The sequence below is a fragment of the Vibrio sp. 10N.286.52.F8 genome, from assembly GCF_041468745.1.
GTDB lineage: Bacteria > Pseudomonadota > Gammaproteobacteria > Enterobacterales > Vibrionaceae > Vibrio > Vibrio crassostreae_C.
The window spans coordinates 61,672-86,811 of sequence record NZ_JBFRJF010000007.1; the positions used below are offsets into that span (position 1 = coordinate 61,672).

A 25,140-nucleotide genomic window follows, 5' to 3' on the forward strand; every position below is an offset into this window, starting at 1 on the left:
AATCACATGTAACTTGCCAGTTATCGTAAGATTTATTTAGAGAAAATTATTAAAAAAAATAACGGCTTGGGATAAATTTTCCTAAACCGTTATCTAATTTTTGGAGGTTTTAACACTAGATGTTCTTAAATGCGCGATCAACTTTGAAAGTGTCGGAGGTGACATAAGCTTCCATGTTGCGGACACTGGTCTCTAACTTCTGGAAATCCCCCTCTAAAGTGCCCAGCAAAGACTCTGCAGTCTGCCCTTTTTCCCAAGGCTTCTGCTTCAGCGTGTGCTCTTGCTTAGCTTTCATCTGATCGACATACTGAGGTGGTTGTTTTTCAAGCATAAATGTCAAAGCTAAATACGCTAACAAGACCAGAAAACTCCCCCCAAGCAGTGCTGCAGAGATAACTAAGATGCGAACCAGCCAAACTTCAAGGCCAAAGTAGTTCGCTAACCCCGCACACACACCAGACAATTTGCCGTTAATCGTGTCTCGATACAGTTCTCTACTCATAGTTGCGTCTCCAGTTAGGCGACTCCGCATCCAGTATTTTTTCTAGTGTCTTCACACGATCTTGCATAGATTCCGCTTGCGCTGAAAGCTTGTGCAGACGCTGAAGATCCGTTTCTGAAAGACCGTTACTGGATTTCTTCTTGCTGCGGTAATGTAAGAATAACCATAGCGGAGCCACGAAGATCAAGAAGACAATCAGTGGGCCTGCAATTAGAAATGTTGACATAGAAAACTCCTAAATTATTTATCGCGGTTTTCAACTTGTTGCTTCAGTTTCGCTAGCTCTTTTTCAATTTCGTCTTGAGCTTGTAGCTCGGCAAACTCTTGGTCTAAAGATTTTGCGTTGCCAGTCTTAGCGTAAACGTCCGCTTCAGCTTCTAATTCATCCACTTTACGCGAGAATTGCTCAAACTTCGCCATTGCTTCGTTGGTTTTGCTTGAGTGCAGGTGTTTTTGAACATCACGACGGTTGCTTGCCGCATTGTTACGAATCATTAATGCTTGTTGCTTTGCACGAGTTTCTGCGATCTTTGTTTCAAGTTTACCAATTTCACTCGTCAATTTTTCGATGGTTTCATGAACCAAGGTTTGTTCGGTGTGAAGGCTCTTGATGATGTCTTCCAGTTTTTGCTTTTCGATTAGCGCCGCTCTCGCCAAATCTTCGCGTTGTTTGGTCAGGGCAAGTGTCGCTTTATTTTGCCAATCTAGAATCTGTGTTTCGATAGCTTCTACTTTACGCGCTAGCTCTTTCTTGTCAGCAATTGCTTTTGCTGAGTTGGTACGAACTTCAACTAAGGTGTCTTCCATTTCTTGGATAATAAGACGAATCATCTTTTCTGGATCTTCAGCCTTATCTAATAGTGCACTGATGTTTGAATTTACAATGTCTGCAAAGCGAGAAAAAATACCCATGAGGAACTCCTTAATTACAATGATGGCAAATGCGTTTCAAATCGTTGTGCGACTTTATCAATCCACTTGCTCAAAAATTTACGTTTGTTGTTAAACCTACCATAAATAATCCAAGTAGCGTGCCAACTTTTAAGCCATTTATTATCAGTTACTTACAATAAAATGGTGATTAACTCGAACCATGCTATGATGAATTTAGCCAAGTATTGGTATTTTTCACCACTATGGCTCTTACATGACCTCTCCAGCGATTAATTCATACAAGGACCCGCTATGCAGCAGAACCTCATTGGTGAATCACCTAGCTTTCTCTCTGTGTTAGATAAAGTTTCCCAACTCGCACCAATAGAAAGACCCATTCTGATCATTGGCGAACGTGGCACAGGTAAAGAGTTGATCGCACAAAGACTGCATTACCTTTCAAGACGTTGGGATCAACCTTTGATCTCATTGAACTGCTCAACCTTAAGTGAAGGTTTGATTGATTCAGAACTGTTTGGTCATGAATCGGGATCCTTTACGGGTTCGAAAGGGCGTCATCAAGGTCGTTTTGAAAGAGCAGAAGGCGGAACGCTGTTTCTGGATGAGCTGGCGACCACTCCCCTTGCGGTTCAAGAGAAACTACTGCGCGTTATTGAATACGGGCAATATGAACGTGTCGGTGGGCAAAAGGCGCTAAGTGCCAATGTCAGACTGGTGTGTGCAACCAATGCCGACTTACCAGACATGGCATTAAAGGGCGAATTCCGAGCAGACCTATTAGATAGACTGGCGTTTGACGTCATTACTATCCCTCCTTTGCGTGAGCGAAAAGAAGACATCATGCTACTGGCAGAATATTACGCCATTAAGATGTGTCGTGAATTGGAATTGGAGTTGTTTGTTGGCTTTGCCCCCTCTGCCGTTGAATCGCTTTTGGATTATTCTTGGCCAGGGAATGTACGAGAACTCAAAAACGTCATTGAGCGAGCTATCTATCAGCACGGAAAAGATCCATATCCTATTGAATATTTGGTGTTTAACCCATTTAAACCCGCATGGAAAACAGAGCAAGATTCCTCTCCGGAAACTGGCAATGAGCCGTCTAACAGCCATACTTCATCAGAGAGCTTGTTTTCTTTGCCGCTTGATTACAAAGCATGGCAAGAACAACAAGACATCAAGCTACTCAACCAAGCCCTCAAACAGAGCAAATATAACCAGAAACAAGCCGCAGAATTACTTGGGTTAACCTACAACCAATTACGTGGAATGGTGAGGAAGTACGCGATTGTCGGACAAGCTAACGATAAATAGCTGTCCACGCTTGATTATTATTTGGAGCCGAATAAATAAAATGTTAAATTGTCCGGATCTTGAGGCTCCTCTAACGCCTCGTTTCGAAAAGTATTTCTTTTTATGAAAGCACTAATAAGACTATCACTGAGCATCTGCACGTTGAGCTTTCTCGCTGGATGTGGTGAGAGTGTGAATCACGAGCAAATCCGTGAAAAAGGCTTCATTTATTGCGGCCAAGGTAATCCTAGTACCTTCAATCCACAGCTGGTTGATAGTGGCATTACCGCAGAATCGCTGAGTCCTCAAATCTTCGATACACTGCTCACTCTTGATCCGATGACGTACCGACCAAAACAGAACTTAGCGACAAGTTGGTCTGTTGATAAATCAGGTACAGAATACACGTTCAAACTGCGCCCAAATGTTGCGTTCCAAACCACAAACTGGTTCACCCCAACTCGTAGCATGAATGCACAAGATGTGGTGTTTAGCTTTGAACGTGTCATTGATAGTTCAAACCCATTTCATTATGTGGGTGGCGGCCTATACCCATGGTTTGCCGGAATCGACTTCAAAAACCTGATTGTCGATATCACCGCAGTTGATGACCTAACGGTGAAATTCCAATTAAGTCGCCCAGACAATTCGTTTCTCAATAACATCGCCACCAGCTATGCAGTCATTCACTCTAAGGAGTATGCCAATCAGCTCATTGCAGCGGATGAGAAAAATCGAATCGATTCCAATCCAGTCGGCACTGGCCCTTTCTACTTGGATGAATACCAAATCAACGACCTAGTGCGCTTGAAAAAGAACAAGCACTACTGGAAGGGTGAAGTACAAATGGACCAAGTTGTGTTCGATACTTCGCAACGTGGAACAGGCACACTTGCCAAGCTTCTGCGTAGTGAGTGTGACGTGCTCAACTCACCAATTTCTAGCCAAATCCCTATTATTCAGGCTCATGAAGAGTTGAAGATTTCTGCTACTCCGGCGGTTAATGTCTCTTTCATCGCGCTGAATACTGAGCACCCTGCACTGCGTGACTCTCGAGTTCGTAAAGCGCTCAACTTAGCCATCAATCGTCAGAACATTCTTGATTCTGTGTATTACGGTACAGGAACCAAAGCCTACACCTTGCTTCCTCCGACTTCTTGGGCTCACCAAAAAGACAGCGTTCAAGTTCGCTACGACCGAAACTATGCGGTTGCGCTTCTCAAAGAAGCTGGCGTTGAACCTGGGTTAGAGCTTTCAATGTGGGTACCACTAGAGCCACGCGCATACAATCCAAGTCCAAGAAAAACGGCAGAACTTATCCAAGCAAACTTAGCCGATATTGGTATTGAATTGAAACTCTATACCGACGACCGATTTGACCGCACACAGTTGTCCTCTATTTCCTCAACAGACTTGTTGCTTACAGGCTGGATAGGCAATACCGGTGACCCGGACAACTTCTTACGTCCGCTGCTCTCATGCAGCTCTGAGCGTGCAGGGTTAAACGTCTCGATGTGGTGTAATTCAGACTTTGATTTCCTTCTCGACTTAGCATTAGAGATCAATCAACAAAGGCACCGTGTGAACTTGTACCGACAAGCCCAAAACATTCTCAATGAAGAAGTTCCTGTGATTCCTTTAGCTCATGGCGTGCAATTTCGCGTGCACGATCGTTCGCTAACAGGCTTTAAAGCAAGTCCTTTCAATGCCCAACCTTTTGATCAAGTCAGAAGAGAGGTGCAGTAATGTTTTGGTATACATTAAGACGTGTAAACTTATTCGTTATTACGCTAGGAATTCTGACCTTGGTAGGTTTTTCCCTGCTTCGATTAGACCAAACCTCACCTTGGGCAATTCAAGATTTTTGGCCCGGTTGGATTAGCTATATCACTGAATTATCGACGCTAAACTTTGGCCTAAGCAAACACGGTGTGCCTATCATCGATGAGTTGGTCCTGGTGTTCCCTGCAACGCTAGAGCTGTGCTTCTTTGCCTTTGTGTTGGCACTCATCATCGGTATCCCTTTCGGCACCATTGCTGGTATGAGACAAGGTAAATTTGTTGATACCACCATATCGTTCACCTCAATGGCCGGTTACTCTGCGCCTATATTTTGGGTCGCGTTGCTGATGATCATGGTGTTTTCACTGCACTTTGAAATGTTCCCAGTTGGTGGCCGATACGACCTACTTTACGAGATTGAACACGTGACTGGATTCGCGATGATTGACGCCTTTTTTGCCGAGGGTCGCTACCGTGCGCACGCACTACAAAGTGTTATCGAGCACATGGCGTTGCCTTGTCTTGTTTTAGCACTGGCGCCAACGACTCAGGTCATCCGATTGATGAGAGCGTCAGTGGCTGAAGTAATGACGCAAAACTACATCCGCGCTGCGCGAATTAAAGGTCTTTCCACTAGAGAGATCATCACGCAGCACGTGCTAAGAAACGCGATACCTCCGATTATTCCTAAGGTCGGTGTTCAGCTATCGAGTATGTTAACGCTTGCTATTGTTACCGAGTCTATCTTTAACTGGCCGGGCATTGGCCGCTGGTTATTGGATGCCTTATCGAATCAAGATTACGTTTCAATTCAAGCTGGTGTAATTGTGGTGGCTACCTTAGTTTTGACCGCTAATATTCTGTCCGATCTACTGGGCGCGATGATCAATCCACTGGTAAGGAAGGAATGGTATGCTAACAAATAACGTCTACCAAGAAGAACAGATTCCAACCCAGTTCGAACGTTTCTGGCGCAGCTTCCGCAGCAATAATCTAGCTATGTTTGGCTTGTGGTGTTTGGTGCTTATCATTCTGGTCACCGTCACTTCACCGTGGCTAGCCCCGCATGATGCACAAGAACAAACCGGTCACCTATTAACGCCGCCCTCTTGGGATCCTGCGGGAACGGTAGAATACTTTTTGGGTACGGATGACTTAGGCAGAGATATTCTCTCTCGCCTAATAATTGGCTCTCAGTTAACCTTCGGCGCCGCGGTGGTGATTACCTTTATCGCAGCCGTCATTGGTTGTCTGATTGGCGTACTTGCTGGTATGACGCGCGGTTTACTATCAAGCACGCTAAACCACCTGCTTGATACTGTTATGTCGATTCCATCTCTTCTGCTGGCGATTATCTTCGTGGCATTCCTTGGCTTTGGGGAGTTTAATATCTTGCTCGCCTTGTGCTTGGCACTGATCCCGCGCTTTATACGCTCGGTGTACATTGCCGTGCATGCTGAAGTAGAAAAAGACTATATTCTGGCTTCTCGCCTTGATGGTGCGAACGATTTTTACCTGCTATGGAACTCAATCCTTCCGAACATCCTTACCGTGATCGCTCTTGAAGTTACGCTGGCACTGTCAGTCGCAATTCTTGATATCACGGCTTTAGGTTTCCTAGGGCTTGGCGCTCAAGCACCGAGTACCGAATGGGGCTCCATCTTGGGTGATTCGGTCGAGTTGATTTACCTTGCGCCATGGACAGTTACCCTACCCGGCTTAGCTATTATGTTTACAGTTATCGTGATTAACCTCGTCGGTGAAGGTGTTCGCCAAGCGCTAAATGCAGGAATCGAATAATGCCGTTACTTGATATTCGACATCTAACCATCGAGATTGAGACCCCTCAAGGGATGGTTAAAGCCGTAGATCGAATGAGTATTACCCTCAATGAAGGGGAAATTCGTGGCTTAGTAGGTGAATCAGGCTCAGGTAAGAGTTTGGTTGCAAAAGCGATCGTCGGAGTATGTAAAGAAAACTGGAAGGTTTCTGCAGACCGAATGCGCTTAGGTAATATCGACCTACTGCAACTGACGCCGAAAGAAAGACGCCGAGTGATCGCCCGCGATATCGCAATGATCTTCCAAGAGCCATCAACGTGTCTTGACCCTTCTGAAAAAGTAGGTAACCAGCTCGTTGAAGCGATCCCTTCCCATTCGTTTGAAGGTCGTTGGTGGCAACGATTTAAGTGGCGTAAGAAGCAAGCGATCGCATTACTACACAAAGTCGGCATCAAAGACCACTCTCGCCTAATGGACAGTTACTCTTATGAGCTGACAGATGGTGAGTGTCAAAAAGTCATGATCGCAATGGCGATCGCTGCCAAGCCAAAAGTCTTGATTGCTGACGAGCCAACCAACGATTTAGACCCAATTACACAGTCTCAAATATTGCGTCTTTTGAGTCGTATGAACCAGATCAATAACACCACCATCGTGTTGATCGGCCATGACTTAACCACCATTACCCAATGGGCGACTCGCATTACCGTGATGTACTGTGGTCAATCGGTAGAATCCGCTGATACACCGAAGCTGTTGGATGCACCAAAGCACCCGTACACCGTTGCTTTGTTAAAAGCGATGCCAGACTTTAACGACTGGATTCCCCACAAGGAGAAGCTCCAGTCTTTGCCGGGGTCAATTCCACCGCTGCAACATCTTCCTATTGGTTGTCGATTAGGGCCTCGCTGCCCATACGCACAAAGGCAGTGTGTCGAGATCCCACATACGAAACGTATCAAGAACCATAAGTTCAACTGTCACTTCCCTCTGAATATGGAGAAGAAAAAGAAATCATGAGTGCATTATTAGAAGTCAGTGATTTGTCTAAAGACTTTACGACTCGCTCTGGTCTTTTCCGTAAAAAGATTCATCAGGCGGTGAAGCCAGTTAGCTTTTCTCTTGAAGCAGGCCAGACAATTGGTTTTATCGGCCAGAATGGTTCTGGCAAATCAACATTAGCCAGAATGCTCGCAGGCATGGTGGAGCCAACCGCAGGCGAGATCCGCGTGAATGGCGAAAAGCTAGAGCACAAAGACTACTCGACTCGTTGTAAGCTGATTCGAATGATCTTCCAAGATCCGAATACGTCACTTAACCCGCGCATTCAGATCGGTCGAATTCTTGAAGGTCCATTAAAGCGAAACACCAACATGCCTCCAGAAGCTCGTATGCGTCGTGTGAAAGACACACTACTGCGCGTAGGCCTTCTACCGGAACATGCGTATTTCTACCCTCAGATGCTTGCTGCAGGCCAGAAACAAAGGGTTTGTTTGGCTCGTGCCTTAATACTTCAGCCATCCATCATTGTTGCTGATGAAGCTTTAAATGGTTTGGACATGGCAATGCGCTCGCAAATCATCAATCTGTTCTTAGAGTTACAAGAAGAGATGGGCGTATCGTTCGTTTATGTATCTCAACACCTCGGTATTGTTAAGCACATTACCGACAAGATTATTGTCATGCATGAAGGCAATGTGGTTGAGAGTGGGGAAACAGATCAAGTGCTAACCAATCCAACTCACCAAATCACCCAAAGATTGGTTGAGAGCCATTTCTCCAAAGCGCCGAACCACTAACCTGGAATCACGCTACATTTAGCAGAGGGGAAAAGTATGTATCGAACAGCTTCAATGCTTCCCCTCTTGTTGGTGCTGTTGTCCTTTAACGCGACAAGCACACCGCTCACATGGCTAGATAGAAGCTTCGTCGAAACTGCCTTTTATAACGTCGCGCTTCAACACGAATACTCCCAAGGCAACAAACCGCTCGCCAAGTGGAAACAACCGATCAAGATTTGGATCGATCATCGAGTGGGCGATGAGGAACTGCATCAAGAGATCACAGAGCTTCATATCAAACACTTATCTGAAGTCACCCAACATCCAATAACAATCGTCAGTAAAGAGTCCGAAGCGAACGTTAAATGGATATACACAAGGCAGAGCCAGTGGGTATCTGAGGCGAAATCGGTGCTCAAGCTCAAATCAACTCAACATTTAAATAGCGCCATCTGCACGGCGGGCTATAGAACCAATTCTAAAGGCGAGATTGTATACGCTGGGATTGTAATCCCGGTTGATCAGGCAAGATCGCGAGGTAAGCTGGTCGCCTGTATCGTGGAAGAGATCACACAAGTTCTAGGCCTGCCGAATGATTCAGATAAAGCCTACCCTTCTATTTTCAACGACCACACGCCAGAAGACTTATTATCGCCATTAGACGTAGTGCTACTGCAATTGCTGTATGAACCAGAATTGAAAGCTGGAATGACAAAATCTGAAGTAAAACCTATCGTTCGAAAGATACTCAAGAGATACAGCAAAACAGGTGTGCTTCAGCAAGCTTCTAAAGCCGCACAGCAAGCGCCTTTGTATCAGTTGATTGGGTATTGACGAATATACGTTGGAAGTAACTTAGATGGGATAATTGAATGATAGCGCTGCCTAAGAAAGGCAACGCTGACTTACGATGTTACTGTATTACGAAAGAACTAGCGCTTAGCTGCCTGCTTTTTCAATTCGAAGTCGAACTCATCCGGGAACAAGATAACGCCTTCTTCTTGCTCGTTCGGGAATACTACAACAGCAAGTTCGTCGTCTTCTAGACCGTTCGTCCAGCGACTGTGCCATTTGTTCAACGAAATAGACTCAGCTTTACACTCAGACCAATCACCCGTTGCCCATGATTCTGCGAACTCTTGGTTTGGCCATACTGGAACACAATCTTCATCTTCTGTGTTCAGCATTACACAACCGTGTTCATCGGTTAAGATCCATACTTCACGGTTTGCTACGATTTCTTTCACACAGTATTTCAGGCGTTGCTCGCCCGTATACTTGTTGATTTCAGCGATTTTTTTATCGTCTAGCTGTGTAGTCATCTTAATTTCCTACTTTAGTCAGTAACTTTGCTCTTAAAGCTATTTTATGCCGAGTGTTGTTAACTTCAAACATTATCGATGAAGAAGAAAGTCTACTTCAAAGAAAAACGCCTGCTAAATAAGCAGGCGTTTAATATTAAGCGACTTGATTAAACAAGCTCACCTTGTAGCCAAGGCCAGCCTTGCTTCTTACGGCTTAGTGTATTTTCCATCATTAATACGCCGCCTTTCTCGTGCTTAACCAATTTCTCAGCCCACTCACCTTTGTATAGAAGACGAGTTTGAGCAGTAGTGATATCTGTTAGCATTACCGCAGCGAACGCTAGACCGTCTTTCTCACAACGCTCTTCAAGATCAGCTTCTAGCGCTTCGATCATGCCGTCTACTTGCTCAAGAGTCGCAAGTTCAACTTGACCAACAACAACATCACGACCGTTGAATGGGTAGCCTTTAAGGTCTTTTTCTACTAGCTGTGCAGCAGATAGGCCTTCGATGTTTGTTTTTGCGATTAGAAGCGCTTTGATGAATGCATCAACGTCAGTTACGCCAGCAATTTCAGCAAGCTCAGCAACCGCGTCTTTGTCTTTTTGAGTACATGTTGGAGAAGCGAAACCCACTGTGTCTGAAAGAATTGCAGACATCATTAGTTTAGCGATTTGTTGAGAGATTGCGTGACCTTCAATCTTGAACATGTTGAAAAGTACAGTGTTTGTACAACCAACAGGCCAGATCCAAGCTTCCATTGGGTTTACTGTCATCACGTCGCCTAGACGGTGGTGATCAACAATACCTACGATCTCTGCATCAGCAACATCATCTGGTGCTTGTGCTAGATCTGAGTAGTCTACTAGCCAGATTTTCTCACCAGCAACAGAAGTACGAAGCTCTGGCTTTTCAGCACCAGCGACTTCTAGAATGTGTTGAGTTTCGCGGTTGATCTCGCCTTGGCGAATTGGTGTCGCTTCCTCGCCACGAGCCTTAAGAAGCTCAGTTGCAACTAACGCACTACAAATACTGTCACTATCAGGGTTTTTGTGACCAACAACTAAAATCATGTTTCTTCCTATTACACTAACAATTATGACTCTACCTTTAGAGCCTCTCTTTATTAGCCATACTTTACCTCATTTTTTTAGATTGGTCATGTTTCGTGGGTTTAGCCAATAGTAACAATAGATAAAAAAACAACAAATGCAATTGATAATTATTATCATTCGTATATATTTATCTTAAGCCACTAATTTTGAGTAACACCTATGGATCGACTAATCTCTTTTTTGCCAAGCAGTAGTGCTGCGAAAACAACTCAGTTTTCACTGTCATTTAAGCGCCTGCTTTTGCCTGTCTCACTTGCAGCTTTGGTTGCAGCCCCAGCTACACGAGAGCTGACGGTGACTACTTTGTCAGACGCGTTTTGGGCAGTGTCTTGTTATGTTGCTTTAACCTTGGCTATTTACCACTGGTTAAGTCTGTACATAAACAAAGATAACGTCTTCAATAAGCTCGTCCATCAATCTCGTTCAAACCAAGTGGTATTCGCGGCTCTCATGGGCGCGTTGCCCGGCTGTGGCGGTGCGATAGTGGTAACCACACAATTTATCTCGGGAAAACTCGGATTTGGTGCGGTAGTTGCGGTGCTCGTCTCAACCATGGGTGACGCGGCGTTCCTGCTCATAGCGAGCGAGCCTAAGACAGGTTTAGCCATGATGGCGATGGGCGTGATCGTGGGTACTGCGTCAGGCCGAATCATTAACTTGTTTCACGCAGACGACTTCTTACGCCCAAAAAAAGCACAGAAAAATGAAGTGGTGAGCAGCTGTGCTTCTCAATCTCAAGACAAAGAATCGGTCTCTAAAAAAGCGATAAACCTGCAAGGTTACCTGTGGTCTGTACTGATTATTCCGGGTGCTGCCGTTGCCCTACTTGGCTCTTTTCAAGTCGATGTGAACGAGCTGCTCGCTTTGCCTGAAATGTCGATGGAATGGACGGGAACAATTTTACTGATTAGCTCAATGTTTCTATGGGGTCTCACTCGCGAAATTGAAGATTACAAATCAGCAGTAAGTGAAGATGAGAAATGTTTAGGCTTTCATCCACTGCAAAAAACCGCTCAAGACACCAACTTTGTCACAGCGTGGGTTGTGGTTGCCTTTCTCTTCTTCGAATTTGGCTCTGTGCTAGCAAATGTGGATTTTGCGACGCTATTCTCAAGCTGGGGCATTATGCTCCCCCTGGCAGGGGTCCTGATGGGCTTGCTACCGGGCTGTGGACCACAATTATTGGTGACTAGCCTTTACCTTTCAGGTGCGCTTCCACTTTCTGCTCAGGTAGGTAATGCAATTTCAAATGATGGAGATGCGCTATTCCCTGCGATTGCGATGGCACCGAAAGCAGCACTGGTCGCAACCTTGTATTCAAGTGTGCCCGCTTTAATCTGTGCTTATGGCTATTGGTTTATGTTTGAGATCTAACTTGATCAGAGTTAACTACATAGGCTTCTGTAAGGTCGGTACTTTGTATCGGCCTTTTTGTTTCCGTCTGCTTAAGTCTTTCCACAGGTTCTTTTTACATTCCCTTCCTGCTTCACTGCTTCTACCACCTCTCTCAAACAGCGCGTTACAGCCTGCTCAAAACACCCTCTATTAGCCCTGTTACAATGCTTATTTAGAAACACTAACACAGACATCTAAAATACAAAAAGCCCCTGTAAGAGTGCTTACAGGGGCTTTAATTCAAGCTTTAATCTTATCTTTTAAGCGAGATGCTTAAGAAACTTCGATTGGACCACCGAATGAAGTTACTGGAGGCAGTTTGCCTTGGAACTTCTCGAAATCAACCAAACATGTGTTTGCTGACGTTGCTTGAGCAAGTTCAGACGTACCGATATCTTGAGTCAGTGTGTTTGGATCGCCGTATGTATCTAGCGCGCCCACTTTCTCGTTGATCGGACCGTACCAAGCACCTTCTTCGATACGAACAACACCAGGAGCGTAGCTATCCATTAGAACAGCACCTGCTAGTAGTTGACCACGGTCGTTAAACACACGTACTACATCGCCATCTTTGATGCCTTTCTTCTTAGCATCTACTGGGTTGATGTAGATTGGCTCACGGCCTTGTACCGCGTAAGTCGCACGCCACTCTTCAGATTCACACATCTGAGAGTGAAGACGCTTGTCTGGGTGACAAGATTGTAGCCAGTACGGGTGCTTGTCAGAGCCTGGACCACCGTGTGAACGTTCAGATTTCTCGAACCACATTGGGTGTTCTTGACAGTGCTCGTAACCCATGTTGCCAACAGTACGGCTTGTGATTTCGATGAAACCAGAAGGCGTGCCTAGTGCGTTGATCTCTGGATCTTCACGGAATGAAGCGTGACGAGTCCATGGCTTACCTTTGCCGAAGTCTAGGAAACCTTTCTCCCAGAACTCAGCAAACTCAGGCATTTCGAAGCTACCTTCGTTTGATGCGCGACATTCGTCGTACAGAGATTTAACCCACTGCATTTCGTCCATACCACGCGTGTAATCGTCGTAACGACCCCAACGCTTAGTTAGGCTAGACATGATCTCGAAGTCAGTCTTAGACTGGAACAGAGGATCCACTAGCTTGTGCATTGCGATCAAACCACGGCCAGAGTACGCGCCGTAACCATCGATATCGTTACGTTCCCACTGAGTACAAGCTGGAAGAACAATATCAGAGTGACGACAAGTTGCAGTCCAAGCGAAATCAACAGCCACTACAGTTTGTAGGCTCTTGAATGCTTTACGCATCTTGTTGCGATCTTGGTGGTGGTGCCACGGGTTGTTACCACTGAATACCATCATCTTGATGTCAGGCAGTGTCACTGTTGCGCCGTTTGCTTTGATCTTCTTACCTGGCTCTAACAGGCTATCTACCCAACGAGCAACAGGGATTACGCGGCTGTAACCGTTGTAATCAGTGTTAGTGTGCTTAGGCGATTGACCTTTGTCGATGTTCAGCGGGAATGAACCCGGAGCAGCGAAGCCAGTTGAAGATACACCGATACCAGAGTAGTGGTGACCGTAAGAGATACCACCGCCCGGAAGACCAATTTGGCCAACCATTGCTGCGATAACTGCACACATCCAGTAAGGCTGTTCACCGTGCTCTTGACGTTGGATACTCCAACCAACAAGAATCTGTGTACGACCGTTAACCAGCATCTTAGCGAAGTCACGAATAGAGTCCGCGCTTGCGCCACAGATAGCAGAAGCCCATTCTGGCGTCTTCTCAACTCTGTCTTTCGTTTCACCTTGAACGTACTTGATGAAATCTTCAAAACCTAGACAGTAAGTTTCGATGAACTTCTTGTCGTATAGGCCTTCGTTGTAAAGAACGTGAGCAACACCAAGCATGAACGCCACATCAGTTTGTGGGTTGATGTACATTTGCTCGTTTTCTAGGTAACGACCTGTTTTGTTTTTAACAGGGTCAACAGAAACAACGTTGATCTCTTTCTTAGCAACTTTTTCTTTCAGCTGTTCTAGGTATGCGAACGACTCGTGAGTCTCACATGTCCAACCTACTTGAAGGTTTTTAACTGGATCGTTACCCCAAAGAACAATGTTGTCACTGTTTTCTAGGATAAGTTCCCAAGACGTACCTTGTGCGTAAACTTCAGTAGAACCTAACACGTAAGGCATGATCGTTTGACCAGCACCGGTTGAGTAGTCACCGATTTTCTTCACAGAGTAACCGTGAAGTGCCATTGCACGTTGCATGTGGTTAGTACAGCTGTGGAACTGACCTGTTTGTCTCCAACCAGTTTGACCTGTGTGAAGCGCCCATGGACCGTAATCTTTCTGTACGCGCTCTAGCTCGCGGTAAACAAGGTCTAGTGCCTCATCCCAAGTCACACGAATAAAACGGTTGTTACCACGCGTGTCTGCGCTGTACTTATGCTTCTTCAACCAATCTAGGCGAACCATTGGGTAACGCACACGTGATGGGCTGTAGATAATACCTTTAATACCTTTCAGCATCTCTGTTGGGTGCTGATCGATTTCTAGAGGTTTAATTTCTTGTACTTTACCCGCGTAAACGCGAGCTCGGAATGCACCCCAGTGAGAACCAGAGACTTTCCACGCGCCGTCTGTTTCTGCAGCAGATGCTGAAGCCGACGCCAATAAGCTTGGACCGATAACCGATGCCGCACTTGTCGTCGCGACACCTTTCAGAAAACTTCTTCTTGTAATTGCCATTGTGTTACTCCAATTGACGTCTTATTAGTGATGGCCTTCAGAAAAATCTGATGAGTGCTTCTGTAGATACTTAAGAACCAGTGCTTCTGTATCTGTATCGAAGTTAACGAACGCAATCATACCATCTAGCATGCCTACCCAACCGTTAGCGCTGAAGTGAGCTTCATCTGGCTGTGAGTGACACGTTGAACAGTTAGATTGGTACGCTTGACCAGCTGCGTTCCAGATTGGATCGAAGTTATCAACCATAGACTCCTTCTTCATCCAAAGTGCTAGGTTAACTTCTTCCCAAGGAAGGCCAGTTAGCTCATCTTCTTTCTTCTCACCAACAGTGATTACGTCACTTTGAGATACTTCTTTCGTCAAGATTGCAGTCGAGATGTTCATACCGAAGTCTTCTTGGATTACACGTCCGAAGCCTTTCGCTTTGCGCCAACCGTCGATTTGAATCTTGATCATGTCGCCTTTTTCGTCGATCACAGCAACTTTACTTGCAGGGCTTAATAGACCCGCTTCAACTTCAGCTGTTTCATCTGTGTACATTGGTAGGTGACGAATAGAGATCACGTCTGAACCATTTGCGTAAGATGTGCTGCTTGCTACGTTTTCTAGCTCGCCAACAATACCGCTCGCTGATGCCATATCTAATGGAAGGTTGTGAGCAATACCTTTGTGACAGTCAACACAGCTTTGATCACGCTCTGCCGCGTTCTTCATCTGGATACGCGCTGTTGGGCGCATGTTTTCGAAATCCATTGAATCGTAGTTGTGGCAGTTTTTACACTCTAGAGATTTGTTCGAAGAGAAGCGATCCCATTCGTGTTTAGCCAGTTCGATACGACGAGCTTCGAATTTCTCAGGCGTATCTAGGTCACCAAATACTTGAGCGAATACTTCTTTAGAAGCTTGCATCTTACGAGCGATTTTTGCTGTCCATTCATGTGGAACGTGACAGTCAGGACAAGTAGCACGTACACCAGAAGTGTTTTTCCAGTGAGCCGTTTCTTGTAGTTCTACGTATACGTTGTCACGCATGGTGTGACAGCTTACACAGAATTCTTCTGTATTTGTGTGCTCTAGAGCTGTGTTAAAACCGCCCCAGAAAATAACACCGGCGATAAAGCCACCCATAGTTAGTACACCAAGACTGATGTGTACTGCTGGGCGAGTCATTGTGCGCCATAATTTAACTAAAAATGATTTCATGTTTAGCTCTCTTAAATATTGATTTTAAAAAATGTTGTTACTAGAGGGCATTACATGCCGCCGTGAGCACCAGGAGGTCCGAATACAAACACTTGCAGTGCCCAAACTAGGAAGCCGTAACCGCCTACAAAAGCCACACTTAATATTGGGAAGAGAACCACCGCGATGAAGAGGAAAGACTTCCACTCCAGCGAATGTTTTTCGCTAGTTTCAATTTTATTAACATCACTCATACATTTTGCCTATTTTGTATTTAGTAATTTCGAGTAACCCATTCTATGGGGCTAAAGTTCTTAAGTATCTAACGACAAATTTTAGACCATACTCAAAGTAGGGTTCAATCAAATCTCCCGTTATAACCCTTGCTAATCAATACTTTTTTGAGCTCATCCAAAGTTGTTTTTAGTTAAACAAAGTTATTAAAAAGTATTAACAAATGTGAAGAATTAAGTATATTTCACAAATGTTAAATTCCAACACCTGCGTAACTGTATTGTAACCAATTTTAACGTTTTACCTACTAAGTAGTAGCCAAAAATGCCTCAAACAACCAATATTTTGTGGTTTGATTGTTAAATTATTGAGTATCTTTTGAAGCAACGGCTGAGAAGCTGAAATGCATCATTTGGCACTTTCATATATGATGGGGACCTACTTAAAAGGAAACATTATGCAAGACGTTATTGATATATCTTGGTGGCAGTTATTGTTCTTCAGCTCACTTCTCTTGCTACCCATTACCATCAACCACAAGTTAAAACTCGGCCTTGGCAAAGAAGCTTCTATCAGCATAATTCGTATGGTTATTCAGCTATTTCTGGTTGGACTTTACCTAGAATACTTGTTCACTTTGAATAGTTTGTGGGTCAATTTGCTGTGGTTATTTGCGATGATTATCGTCGGTGCAAGCTCGATTGTTGAAAAATCTAGACTGCCAAGAAACCTACTTTTGGCTCCTGTCGCCGTTAGCCTTGCGGTAACTTGTGTACCTATTGTCTTGTTCATCTGCTTTTTCATCATTAAACCGACACCGGTTTTTAACGCGCAGTACCTTATCCCGATCGCAGGGATGTTATTGGGTAATAGCTTAAGCAGTAATATAGTGGCATTGCAGAACCTGTTTGGTGCCTTTGAAACACAGAAATCAGAATATGAAGCCGCAATCGCGTTAGGCGCGTCTCCTACTTATGCTGCTGCGCCTTTTGTACGTAATGCGATACAGAAAGCGATGTCCCCTATCATGGCCTCTATGGCAACCACAGGCCTAGTAACGCTGCCGGGAATGATGACGGGACAAATCTTAGGTGGTGCTTCGCCGATGATCGCGATTAAGTATCAACTGATGATCATGCTGGCAATTTTCGTGATGATGAGCTGCTCTTTAGCACTTGCACTTCACCTCTCATTGAAGACATCTTTAACCAAAGAAGGGCGAGTTCTCGCTCAAATACAGCCTTCGAAATAACCTCCCTGCTCCACTTAGATCTGGTTACTCACTGAATTTGAGACAGGTTATCCACAGAAACTGTGGATAACCAAATCAATATAGATCCTTTTTTGTCCATTTCGACCCAAGGGAAGATCATCGCCTTTGATCTTTGGGTGATTTCAAAGACATATACACACATGGTAATCAGCGCTGTTGAATTTTCAGATGATCATTAGAGAGATGAAGAAGTAGGTTTTCCACAAATAAAAAACGGCCTGCAATGCAGACCGTCTTGTAAATGTCATAAGTCAGTTCAGTGTTTTCACTGCGCTTTAACTCATCTCGTCAACTGAGTTAGTCACGCCATCTTTGTCGATAGCGCCACCTTTATTAGTCACGTAGGTAGATCAACCAGTACCACATGCCAACAAAGATACCGCCGCCAATGATGTTACCGATGGTAACGGGCAGCAAGTTGTTCATCAAAAAGTCCGCCATGTTCAGATCAACATAGTCCGCTGGGTTAGCGCCTGTCATTGTCCAAAATTCAGCCGGAGCAAATGTTTTGATGCCGATAGCTAAAGGCACTTGGAACATATTCGCAATACAGTGCTCGAAACCAGCCGATACGAACATCGCAACAGGCAAAATCATTACCGCAATTTTGTCAGTCAGTGTGCGTCCACTAAACGTCATCCATACCGCGATACAAACCAATACATTACACATGATGCCGAGCGCGATAGCTTGGATAAAATCGTGGTGCATCTTATGTTGGGAGATCGCCATTGCATTCAAACCCACTTGACCGTGGTCGAACATGTACTGTTTGGTCAGTAACATACAAGCCACCAGCAGCAATGCGCCAATCAAGTTACCTACATAAACTGTAGCCCAGTTCTTAACGAGCGTGCGCCAACTAATCTTGCCACTTGCACGAGCAACCAGAGTCAGCACCGAACTGGTAAATAGCTCACCACCGGTAACAACAACGAGAATTAAGCCCAAGCTAAATGCAAGGCCACCTAATAGGCGAGTAATACCCCAAGGCAAATCACCAGCACCAGTCGTTACGATGGTGTAGAACACAAACGCAATACCGATGTGTATGCCAGCGGAAATCGCTAGGAGAAAAGATTTGATTGGATCTTTGGTTGCTTTACCTACGCCAATATCTGCAGCGCGCTCAGCCATTTGTGGCGGTAATAATGAGTCAAATTGGTTTAGATTCATGATGATTTACATTTTGAAACATGTCGTCGGGAGCGCGATAATCCTCTCTTTCATTTCTGAATTCAAGAGCTATTTTAGGCACAAAATAGCTCTAACAGCCTTGTTGAAAGCAAATAGTCCGAGTTATTCCAAATTCATACGACTTTAGTAGTAAAAAGAAAACTCTGCTGAATGATTAGTTATCAGCATAGAAAATAACACACCTATAAATATCAACAAGTTACGTTAAAACCAAAAGAATAACGTACACTAAAATGGCTCACAGAGCGCTTTTATTTCTAGATTTTGACATAGATCAACAGAACGTAAAAAAGCGCCCTAAGGCGCTTTTAACTCAATCACAAATAAAGAAATTAGTGATGCTAAACCGAAGGTTCAATCACTTCTTCTGATGATTGTTCTAGGGTTGAATCCTCTAGAGTAGATTCAACAGCCGGGGACATCACACCAGAGTCACTTTCGTTGGCAACTTTGCCACCTAAGCTTTTCAAACTATCCACTAACTCTTCTAAGCTTTTAATGTGAGCATCACTCTTGGTAATCTGCTCACCGAGCAACTCACTGTGCTTGGTTGCTTCAGACAGTTGCTGCGCTTGCTTCTGGTTTTCAGACTCCAGCTTAGCCAATTGCTCAGTCAAAGTTTCAATCTCTGACTTTAAAAGCCCTGTCATATCAGAGCTTTTTAACGCCTTAACACTCGCTACTATCTTCTGTGATTGCTGACGTAAACCAACATCACGGTAATCTTCATCATTAACGATTTGTGAAATGCTCAGTAGCTGGTTCTCGGCATTCAAAACCGACTGTTCGAACTGGTCGCCTTTTACGCTCGCCAGCACTTTGACTTCATGAGCGACACTGCGCACGTGGTTCAATTCAAACTCTGCAGCGTGAACCGCGTCTTCAATGATCGACTTTTCACGAGGGCTAGCTTTCACTTGGCTTTCGGCCAACGCAATTTGAGATGCTGCCTTAGCAAAGGTAAGCGGAGCAACGTCATCAAAATCTTCATCTTCCAAGAACTCTAATTCGTTCTTCAAAGGTTCGATGTATTTCTTATGCGCCACTTTAACTTCTAATAAGCGAGCATTGTTAAGAAATTCCACCTGAGCTTCTTGAGCGTCTTCAAGCTCATCGACCAGCACATACTCGAACAACTCGCTGTATTCTGAATACAAGCGTTTGTAGCTCGAGGTAAACATGGTATCTGCGCCCAAGAACTTCAGGTAATCCATTTGGACAATCGAATCAGCGAGTACTCGGTCAGCCTTCTTCTTTAACACTAAGATTGAGTCATAGTTTGATTTGATCAAAGCGATTTTTTCATCGAAGGCTTCAGCGTAAGTTAGGCTCGAAAAAATGGAGTAACTCTTGGTTATCCGAGTTTCGTCTTTCAGTAAGTCCGCATAAATGCTTTCAGCATCATCCCATGCGTCTAATAGTTCATTGTAATTCTCTGGTGCATAGAGAGACAATTGAGCATGGTCTTCAAGCTTAACTTCCCATTCGGAGTAAACGCTTTGGACAGACTGAAATGAACGGACCTCTATTGTCGATTCATTATTGTTGTTTGTGGCTTGGTTCGCGTCTGTCTGCTCTGAGGGTGTGCTTTGACAACCTGAGATAGCAAATAGCATACTGATCATTAATGCTACTTTGTTCGCTCTCACTTATGCATATCCTTTTTATACAATATTCGCTCAATGCAAATTATTTCTAGTCACAATATATTACAACCACTTAGCAATAAACATCATTGATGATTTAAGTGGGTGTAAATCACCCAATATAACCAAAATAAACTCATCACTCGATGATTAATCAATCAATTTGGTATCACTTATCAATTCTCTTTATTTGCTATTGCCTGAGCCGAGAATGCGCACTAAGGTGAAGGTAGAGAACGTTATGAATATATAGGTTAATTATGAAGTACAACGCTGAACATATTGCTGATTTAAACCTCCTTCTTCAATTTGATGTAAGTAGTGCAGCTACTGGAATTAAAGTTCATCAAGAGGCTGCTCAAGAAACTCAAGACGCTGTTAAGCGCCTATTCGAAAAAAACCTTTGTACTCAGCCAGACGGCGGTTACCTAACAGATGAAGGTATCGAGATGGCAGAGCGCGCAGACAAGCTTCTTCGCGTACTAAACTAAAGCTCCATTGTTCTAGTAAAAACTCCACTTGCTTCGGCCGTGGAGTTTTTTCATTTTTGGGCAAAGCTTTGTTAGGCTTATTGTAAATTCGTCATTTGCAGTTGTGAGGAACACATGGCTTCTATATTTATTGTCGGTGCAGGATGGGTAGGTGCACCTTTATCTGAACATTTAGAAAAACATGGTAACCGAGTAGTGGTCACGAAAACGACCCAAGCGGGAGCAGATGCCATTGGTAGCGAACAAATTCCATGTGAAGTGTTTAGCTTTGATTCATCCGATCCACAACAGACTATCGGGCGACTATATTCATTGTTACTCGAAAACAACACTGAAATTGTGATTGGCAGCTTCCCTCCTGGCTTTAGAAAAGGAGCAGGACAAGAGTATGCCGACTACTGGCAGCAACTCACCAATGCATGCCAAAAGGCCAACATTAAAAAGCTCATTATGGTTAGTTCAACTACGGTATACCCAACTAAGCCGGGTGTGCTGAACGAGCTGGATGCATCACTCCCCCTTTCGACCTCAGATAACGAGCACGCGTCTTTATTTTCCGATAACGCACGAATCATGCTGCAAGCTGAACAGTCAGTGATTGATTCCGGTATCGACTACACCATTCTTCGCTTTAGTGGCTTAATCGGCCCAAGCCGTCACCCATCACGCTTCGCAAGCAAGTTAAAACAAGTCAGCACTCAAGCTCCAGCCAACATGCTGCACCTTGATGATGCAATTGGTGCTGTCGATTTCGCTATCAGTCAACTGCACAATGAAATAGTTAACGTGACCACACCAAATACAGTCAGTAAGGCGGAGTTTTATGCCGCGGCACTGAAAAGCGCCAACAGCAGTGAGCCTCTGCCCGCTGTTGTTGATACCCCAGACAAGTTAATCTCTTCGAAGAAGATTCTCGACTTAGGTTATTCATTTAAATTCGAATCCACACTGGACGCACTTCATGACTGAACAATCTATTGCTAACAAAAATCCCAACATAAAACTGCATCGCTCAGTCGACACCCTTTGGAACTTTATGTCGATGGGTCACAAGGTTACGCCTTCCGACTGTATCTTTGTATTGTGTAGCAACGATACTCGCGTAGCTGAATATGCAGCCGAGCTTTATCACCAACAGATCGCGCCTTACATCGTTTTTTCTGGCGGTGTGGGGCGCTTTACCGAAAGAAGCTTTGAACGCTCAGAAGCAGAAACATTCGCTTCTATCGCACGAGATTGTGGCGTGCCTGACTCTGACATTATCATAGAGAAACACGCAACAAATACTGGGGAAAATGTACGATTCACTCATGAGTTGCTGACAGAAAAAGGGTTATCGCCGAAGAGGCTAACCTTAGTTCAGAAGCCCTTCATGGAGAAACGTACCTACGCAACCTTCAGTAAACAATGGCCTGACGAAACTTCCGAGATTACCGTGACGTCGCGATGGCAAACTTGGGATGATTACTTTAACGAAGAGTTGCCGTTAGATATGGTGTTAGGCGCATTAATTGCTGATTACGAGCGAATCAAATCCTACCCAGAGAAAGGCTTTCAGATTGAGATGCCGATCCCCGACGACGTTGACCACGCCTATCAAGCATTGAAGAAGCTCGGTTTCGAATAAACAAAAGTTAGACTTTGAACAAAGTAAAAGCTCGGCAGGAAATAAAACAAAAGCTCGGCTTGGAAGAAAGCAAAACACAGGCCCAATAAACAAAAACGGTGACACTTGGTCACCGTTTTTCGTTCTTTCGCGTTAGCAAATAGAGCTGCTTATTTACCTAACGCTTCTTTGTAGTGCAGACGGCAAACAGAAACGTATTTGTCGTTACCGCCAATAGCCACTTGGTCGCCCTCAGCAATCGCCACACCGTGCTCGTCGGTACGAATTACCATGTTCGCTTTACGGCCACAGTGACAAATTGTTTTAAGCTCAACAAGTTTATCTGCCCAAGACAGTAAGTAACGGCTACCTTCAAACAGTTCACCCAGGAAATCGGTACGTAGGCCGTAACAAAGTACAGGGATGTGCAGCTTATCAACCACTTCTGTTAATTGGTACACCTGCTCCTTCGATAAAAATTGGCACTCATCGATCAAAACACAATGACGCTTTTCTTCCTCATTGAGCTTTTTGATCGCATCAAACATGTTGGTGTCATTTTTAAACAGCTGAGCTTCAGATTGCAGACCAATTCGTGAGCTCACTTTACCGATACCATAGCGATCGTCCAAAGCTGCCGTAAAGATCACTGGCGTCATGCCACGTTCTTGGTAGTTGAATGAAGATTGAAGAAGCGTTGTTGATTTACCCGCATTCATTGCCGAGTAATAAAAATACATCTGAGCCACAGAAATATTCCTGTTAATTAAAAGTTGAAGATAGAAAAGGTGAAAATAGAGAATTCGTGCTAGAAAAAAGGGCTGAAAATCAGCCCTTTTTATAAGATTTACTTACGACGCCAAGTCGTGCCTTCTGGGCCATCTTCCAGAACAATACCCAACTCATTTAGCTTATCACGTGCAAGATCGGCGTTTGCCCAATCCTTTGAAGCACGAGAGTCGTTACGCAGTTTGATCAACGCTTCGATTTCAGCCACTTCGTCGTCGTTACCTGCCGCATCACCTTGTAGGAAGGCTTCTGGCTCTTGATGAAGAATACCGATGATGTCTGCTAGTTCACGCATCAATGCACCCAGTCCGCTTGCTTTTTCAATGCTTTCAGGCTTGATACGGTTGATTTCACGAGCCATTTCAAACAGTACTGAATAAGCTTCAGGTGTGTTGAAATCATCGTTCATCGCAGTAGAGAATCGAGTCACGTACTCTTCGCCACCAGCAGGAGCTGCTGTAAGGTCTAGGCCACGAAGTGACGTGTATAGACGCTCTAGTGATGCGCGAGCTTGGTTTAGGTTATCTTCGCTGTAGTTTAGCTGGCTACGGTAGTGACCAGACATTAGGAAGTAACGTACCGTTTCAGCATCGTAATGTGCTAGCACGTCACGGATAGTGAAGAAGTTACCTAGTGACTTAGACATCTTCTCTTTGTCTACCATCACCATACCACTGTGCATCCAAGTATTTACATACTGAGTGCCGTGCGCGCAGCAAGACTGTGCGATTTCGTTTTCGTGGTGAGGGAACTGCAGATCTGAACCACCACCGTGGATATCGAAGTGGTTACCAAGAATAGACGAGTTCATTGCTGAACATTCGATGTGCCAACCTGGACGACCCGGGCCCCATGGCGATTCCCATGTAGGTTCACCTGGCTTAGACATCTTCCAAAGAACGAAGTCTAGTGGGCTGCGTTTTGCAGATTCAACATCAACGCGAGCACCCGCTTGAAGCTGATCAAGGTCTTGCTTTGAAAGCTTACCGTATTCGTCGAATTTCTTTACTTCAAACATCACGTCGCCGTTGCTTGCAACGTATGCGAAACCACGTTCAATCAGCTTTTCAACAAGCTCGATGATTTCAGTGATGTATTCTGTCGCACGAGGCTCAACATCTGGACGCTTCATGTTCAATGCATCAAAGTCAGCGTGCATCTCACCGATTAAACGCTCAGTCAGAGAGTCACAAGACTCACCGTTTTCGTTAGCGCGTTTGATGATTTTGTCATCGATATCTGTGATGTTACGAACGAAATTCAAATCGTAACCAAGGTAACGAAGGTAACGAGTTACTACGTCGAAAGAAACGAACGTACGACCATGACCAATATGACAGAGATCGTATATGGTTACCCCACAGACATACATGCCGACTTTGCCAGCTGTAATTGGTTTGAATTCCTCTTTCTGTCTTGTGAGCGTGTTATATATCTTCAGCATGATCTCTATCTATTTTATGGATTAATCAAAATAAGCTCGCAGTATAACAAGTCATACCTTAATAGGTAATCCCCAAAAGCAGGAATTACCTCAAACATCCGAGTTAAGTTAATGATTTGGTGATTTGAAAGTCTGCCAACATGCGCTAGAATTCGAACTTCATATTAAAAAGACAGTAAGGTAACAATCATGATCATCCTTCACACAAATTTTGGTGATATCAAAGTTCAACTTAACGAAGAAAAAGCACCAGAAACAAGCGCAAACTTTCTACAGTATTGCCGTGACGGTTTCTACGACAACACACTATTCCACCGTGTTATCGATGGTTTCATGATTCAAGGCGGCGGCATGACTTCTGGCCTTAAAGAAAAGGCAACTCGTGCAACGATCAAGAACGAAGCAAACAACGGTCTAGCGAACAAAGTTGGTACGCTAGCAATGGCTCGTACTATGGAACCGCATTCAGCGAGCTCTCAGTTCTTCATCAACGTTAACGACAACTCTTTCCTAAACTTCCGTAGCGAAAGCCTAGACGGTTGGGGCTACTGTGTATTCGCAGAAGTTGTTGAAGGCATGGACATCGTAAACAAGATTAAAGGTGTTAGCACTGGTTCTATGGGTATGCACCAAGATGTACCTCTAGAAGAAGTGATCATCACTGGTACTACAATCGAAGCTTAATTCATCGC

25 protein-coding genes are annotated in these 25,140 nt (G+C 44.5%); 13 read left to right on the plus strand and 12 right to left on the minus strand.

The features are described from left to right. Window positions 1–115: 115 nt before the first annotated feature. From pspC to pspA, 3 genes are read right to left on the minus strand one after another with little or no spacing between them, the layout of a single operon-like run. Entirely contained in the window at window positions 116–502 is a 387-nt protein-coding gene (gene pspC / locus AB4133_RS02530; RefSeq protein ID WP_107898765.1) for an envelope stress response membrane protein PspC, read from the minus strand. Next, entirely contained in the window at window positions 495–728 is a 234-nt protein-coding gene (gene pspB, locus AB4133_RS02535) for an envelope stress response membrane protein PspB (RefSeq protein WP_004734605.1), read from the minus strand. Before pspB ends, pspC begins: the two co-directional genes overlap by 8 nt. Before the next feature lie 14 nt (window positions 729–742). Continuing rightward, complete coding sequence (gene pspA / locus AB4133_RS02540) at window positions 743–1,414, minus strand: phage shock protein PspA (protein WP_010440091.1); 672 nt, start codon at window positions 1,412–1,414, stop codon at window positions 743–745. A 273-nt stretch (window positions 1,415–1,687) separates the two neighbouring features. Between pspA and pspF the strand changes: the two genes are divergently transcribed. From pspF to AB4133_RS02575, 7 genes are all read left to right on the plus strand, one after another. Then, the gene (pspF, locus tag AB4133_RS02545; RefSeq protein WP_017060309.1) at window positions 1,688–2,710 is read left to right on the plus strand and encodes a phage shock protein operon transcriptional activator; all 1,023 of its coding nucleotides are present in this window, start codon (window positions 1,688–1,690) and stop codon (window positions 2,708–2,710) included. A gap of 102 nt (window positions 2,711–2,812) precedes the next feature. Next, window positions 2,813–4,435, plus strand: a complete 1,623-nt coding sequence (gene sapA / locus AB4133_RS02550) for an ABC transporter substrate-binding protein SapA (protein ID WP_136974652.1) — start codon at window positions 2,813–2,815, stop codon at window positions 4,433–4,435. Beyond that, window positions 4,435–5,397: an ABC transporter permease subunit gene (locus tag AB4133_RS02555; RefSeq protein WP_017060307.1), complete on the plus strand. Its 963-nt coding sequence runs from the start codon at window positions 4,435–4,437 to the stop codon at window positions 5,395–5,397. Before sapA ends, AB4133_RS02555 begins: the two co-directional genes overlap by 1 nt. Further along, complete coding sequence (sapC, locus tag AB4133_RS02560) at window positions 5,384–6,271, plus strand: putrescine export ABC transporter permease SapC (protein WP_017065331.1); 888 nt, start codon at window positions 5,384–5,386, stop codon at window positions 6,269–6,271. Before AB4133_RS02555 ends, sapC begins: the two co-directional genes overlap by 14 nt. Then, entirely contained in the window at window positions 6,271–7,272 is a 1,002-nt protein-coding gene (locus AB4133_RS02565; RefSeq protein ID WP_017060305.1) for an oligopeptide/dipeptide ABC transporter ATP-binding protein, read from the plus strand. Before sapC ends, AB4133_RS02565 begins: the two co-directional genes overlap by 1 nt. Continuing rightward, a complete protein-coding gene (locus tag AB4133_RS02570; RefSeq protein WP_017060304.1) occupies window positions 7,269–8,051 on the plus strand; it encodes an ATP-binding cassette domain-containing protein in 783 nt (260 codons plus the stop codon). Before AB4133_RS02565 ends, AB4133_RS02570 begins: the two co-directional genes overlap by 4 nt. 36 nt (window positions 8,052–8,087) lie before the next feature. Then, entirely contained in the window at window positions 8,088–8,867 is a 780-nt protein-coding gene (locus AB4133_RS02575) for a DUF2927 domain-containing protein (protein ID WP_029235328.1), read from the plus strand. 98 nt (window positions 8,868–8,965) lie between these two features. Here AB4133_RS02575 and AB4133_RS02580 read toward each other — a convergent pair whose 3' ends face one another. Together AB4133_RS02580 and AB4133_RS02585 are read right to left on the minus strand one after the other, a co-directional pair. Next, window positions 8,966–9,355 carry a DUF2750 domain-containing protein gene (locus AB4133_RS02580; protein ID WP_004734596.1) on the minus strand — a complete coding sequence of 130 codons (390 nt, stop codon included), beginning with the start codon at window positions 9,353–9,355 and terminating at the stop codon, window positions 8,966–8,968. Window positions 9,356–9,504: 149 nt separating this feature from the next. Further along, the gene (locus tag AB4133_RS02585; RefSeq protein WP_017065328.1) at window positions 9,505–10,410 is read right to left on the minus strand and encodes a manganese-dependent inorganic pyrophosphatase; all 906 of its coding nucleotides are present in this window, start codon (window positions 10,408–10,410) and stop codon (window positions 9,505–9,507) included. 201 nt (window positions 10,411–10,611) lie between these two features. On the opposite strand from AB4133_RS02585, the gene AB4133_RS02590 reads away from it, so the two are divergent. After that, on the plus strand, window positions 10,612–11,826 hold the full coding sequence (locus AB4133_RS02590; protein WP_372223904.1) for a putative manganese transporter: 1,215 nt from the start codon (window positions 10,612–10,614) through the stop codon (window positions 11,824–11,826). A 294-nt stretch (window positions 11,827–12,120) separates the two neighbouring features. Here the strand turns inward: AB4133_RS02590 and torA are convergent, their stop codons facing one another. From torA to torE, 3 genes are read right to left on the minus strand one after another with little or no spacing between them, the layout of a single operon-like run. Beyond that, window positions 12,121–14,583: a trimethylamine-N-oxide reductase TorA gene (gene torA / locus AB4133_RS02595; protein WP_017067667.1), complete on the minus strand. Its 2,463-nt coding sequence runs from the start codon at window positions 14,581–14,583 to the stop codon at window positions 12,121–12,123. A 24-nt stretch (window positions 14,584–14,607) separates the two neighbouring features. Beyond that, entirely contained in the window at window positions 14,608–15,789 is a 1,182-nt protein-coding gene (gene torC, locus AB4133_RS02600; RefSeq protein WP_372223905.1) for a pentaheme c-type cytochrome TorC, read from the minus strand. A gap of 50 nt (window positions 15,790–15,839) precedes the next feature. Beyond that, window positions 15,840–16,022 (minus strand): trimethylamine N-oxide reductase system protein TorE, encoded by a 183-nt coding sequence (gene torE / locus AB4133_RS02605; RefSeq protein ID WP_017060298.1) that lies wholly within the window; start codon window positions 16,020–16,022, stop codon window positions 15,840–15,842. A gap of 437 nt (window positions 16,023–16,459) precedes the next feature. Here torE and AB4133_RS02610 point away from each other — a divergent pair, with 437 nt between their 5' ends. Next, window positions 16,460–17,254 carry an ABC transporter permease gene (locus AB4133_RS02610; RefSeq protein ID WP_048609403.1) on the plus strand — a complete coding sequence of 265 codons (795 nt, stop codon included), beginning with the start codon at window positions 16,460–16,462 and terminating at the stop codon, window positions 17,252–17,254. Window positions 17,255–17,608: 354 nt separating this feature from the next. On the opposite strand, the gene focA is transcribed toward AB4133_RS02610, so the two are convergent. Both focA and AB4133_RS02620 read right to left on the minus strand, forming a co-directional pair. Then, on the minus strand, window positions 17,609–18,451 hold the full coding sequence (gene focA, locus AB4133_RS02615) for a formate transporter FocA (protein ID WP_017060282.1): 843 nt from the start codon (window positions 18,449–18,451) through the stop codon (window positions 17,609–17,611). A 362-nt stretch (window positions 18,452–18,813) separates the two neighbouring features. Further along, a complete protein-coding gene (locus tag AB4133_RS02620; protein WP_372223906.1) occupies window positions 18,814–20,121 on the minus strand; it encodes an ATPase in 1,308 nt (435 codons plus the stop codon). A gap of 257 nt (window positions 20,122–20,378) precedes the next feature. On the opposite strand from AB4133_RS02620, the gene AB4133_RS02625 reads away from it, so the two are divergent. From AB4133_RS02625 to AB4133_RS02635, 3 genes are all read left to right on the plus strand, one after another. Beyond that, window positions 20,379–20,609, plus strand: a complete 231-nt coding sequence (locus tag AB4133_RS02625; protein ID WP_017060280.1) for a TIGR02647 family protein — start codon at window positions 20,379–20,381, stop codon at window positions 20,607–20,609. Between the two features lie 114 nt (window positions 20,610–20,723). Continuing rightward, window positions 20,724–21,578, plus strand: coding sequence for an NAD(P)H-binding protein (locus tag AB4133_RS02630; protein WP_017060279.1), 855 nt, complete (start codon window positions 20,724–20,726; stop codon window positions 21,576–21,578). Beyond that, window positions 21,571–22,236: a YdcF family protein gene (locus AB4133_RS02635; protein ID WP_032545711.1), complete on the plus strand. Its 666-nt coding sequence runs from the start codon at window positions 21,571–21,573 to the stop codon at window positions 22,234–22,236. The genes AB4133_RS02630 and AB4133_RS02635 overlap by 8 nt, the downstream gene beginning before the upstream one ends. A gap of 149 nt (window positions 22,237–22,385) precedes the next feature. Here AB4133_RS02635 and AB4133_RS02640 read toward each other — a convergent pair whose 3' ends face one another. Together AB4133_RS02640 and cysS are read right to left on the minus strand one after the other, a co-directional pair. Continuing rightward, window positions 22,386–22,964, minus strand: coding sequence for a thymidine kinase (locus AB4133_RS02640; RefSeq protein ID WP_017060277.1), 579 nt, complete (start codon window positions 22,962–22,964; stop codon window positions 22,386–22,388). Window positions 22,965–23,062: 98 nt separating this feature from the next. Continuing rightward, the gene (cysS, locus tag AB4133_RS02645; RefSeq protein ID WP_017060276.1) at window positions 23,063–24,448 is read right to left on the minus strand and encodes a cysteine--tRNA ligase; all 1,386 of its coding nucleotides are present in this window, start codon (window positions 24,446–24,448) and stop codon (window positions 23,063–23,065) included. Between the two features lie 189 nt (window positions 24,449–24,637). Between cysS and AB4133_RS02650 the strand changes: the two genes are divergently transcribed. Then, on the plus strand, window positions 24,638–25,132 hold the full coding sequence (locus tag AB4133_RS02650; protein ID WP_017060275.1) for a peptidylprolyl isomerase: 495 nt from the start codon (window positions 24,638–24,640) through the stop codon (window positions 25,130–25,132). Window positions 25,133–25,140 lie beyond the last annotated feature (8 nt).

What these genes read in the sequence shown, in the direction of transcription:
- sapC (WP_017065331.1), top strand. Translation starts at nt 5,384, where the DNA reads ATGCTAACAAATAACGTCTACCAAGAAGAACAGATTCCAACCCAGTTC.
- AB4133_RS02580 (WP_004734596.1), bottom strand. Translation starts at nt 9,355, where the DNA reads ATGACTACACAGCTAGACGATAAAAAAATCGCTGAAATCAACAAGTAT.
- pspB (WP_004734605.1), bottom strand. Translation starts at nt 728, where the DNA reads ATGTCAACATTTCTAATTGCAGGCCCACTGATTGTCTTCTTGATCTTC.
- torC (WP_372223905.1), bottom strand. Translation starts at nt 15,789, where the DNA reads ATGAAATCATTTTTAGTTAAATTATGGCGCACAATGACTCGCCCAGCA.
- AB4133_RS02610 (WP_048609403.1), top strand. Translation starts at nt 16,460, where the DNA reads ATGCAAGACGTTATTGATATATCTTGGTGGCAGTTATTGTTCTTCAGC.
- pspA (WP_010440091.1), bottom strand. Translation starts at nt 1,414, where the DNA reads ATGGGTATTTTTTCTCGCTTTGCAGACATTGTAAATTCAAACATCAGT.
- focA (WP_017060282.1), bottom strand. Translation starts at nt 18,451, where the DNA reads ATGAATCTAAACCAATTTGACTCATTATTACCGCCACAAATGGCTGAG.
- sapA (WP_136974652.1), top strand. Translation starts at nt 2,813, where the DNA reads ATGAAAGCACTAATAAGACTATCACTGAGCATCTGCACGTTGAGCTTT.
- pspC (WP_107898765.1), bottom strand. Translation starts at nt 502, where the DNA reads ATGAGTAGAGAACTGTATCGAGACACGATTAACGGCAAATTGTCTGGT.
- AB4133_RS02570 (WP_017060304.1), top strand. Translation starts at nt 7,269, where the DNA reads ATGAGTGCATTATTAGAAGTCAGTGATTTGTCTAAAGACTTTACGACT.
- torE (WP_017060298.1), bottom strand. Translation starts at nt 16,022, where the DNA reads ATGAGTGATGTTAATAAAATTGAAACTAGCGAAAAACATTCGCTGGAG.
- AB4133_RS02565 (WP_017060305.1), top strand. Translation starts at nt 6,271, where the DNA reads ATGCCGTTACTTGATATTCGACATCTAACCATCGAGATTGAGACCCCT.
- AB4133_RS02650 (WP_017060275.1), top strand. Translation starts at nt 24,638, where the DNA reads ATGATCATCCTTCACACAAATTTTGGTGATATCAAAGTTCAACTTAAC.
- AB4133_RS02585 (WP_017065328.1), bottom strand. Translation starts at nt 10,410, where the DNA reads ATGATTTTAGTTGTTGGTCACAAAAACCCTGATAGTGACAGTATTTGT.
- AB4133_RS02625 (WP_017060280.1), top strand. Translation starts at nt 20,379, where the DNA reads ATGAAGTACAACGCTGAACATATTGCTGATTTAAACCTCCTTCTTCAA.
- AB4133_RS02590 (WP_372223904.1), top strand. Translation starts at nt 10,612, where the DNA reads ATGGATCGACTAATCTCTTTTTTGCCAAGCAGTAGTGCTGCGAAAACA.
- AB4133_RS02575 (WP_029235328.1), top strand. Translation starts at nt 8,088, where the DNA reads ATGTATCGAACAGCTTCAATGCTTCCCCTCTTGTTGGTGCTGTTGTCC.
- cysS (WP_017060276.1), bottom strand. Translation starts at nt 24,448, where the DNA reads ATGCTGAAGATATATAACACGCTCACAAGACAGAAAGAGGAATTCAAA.
- pspF (WP_017060309.1), top strand. Translation starts at nt 1,688, where the DNA reads ATGCAGCAGAACCTCATTGGTGAATCACCTAGCTTTCTCTCTGTGTTA.
- AB4133_RS02555 (WP_017060307.1), top strand. Translation starts at nt 4,435, where the DNA reads ATGTTTTGGTATACATTAAGACGTGTAAACTTATTCGTTATTACGCTA.
- AB4133_RS02630 (WP_017060279.1), top strand. Translation starts at nt 20,724, where the DNA reads ATGGCTTCTATATTTATTGTCGGTGCAGGATGGGTAGGTGCACCTTTA.
- torA (WP_017067667.1), bottom strand. Translation starts at nt 14,583, where the DNA reads ATGGCAATTACAAGAAGAAGTTTTCTGAAAGGTGTCGCGACGACAAGT.
- AB4133_RS02635 (WP_032545711.1), top strand. Translation starts at nt 21,571, where the DNA reads ATGACTGAACAATCTATTGCTAACAAAAATCCCAACATAAAACTGCAT.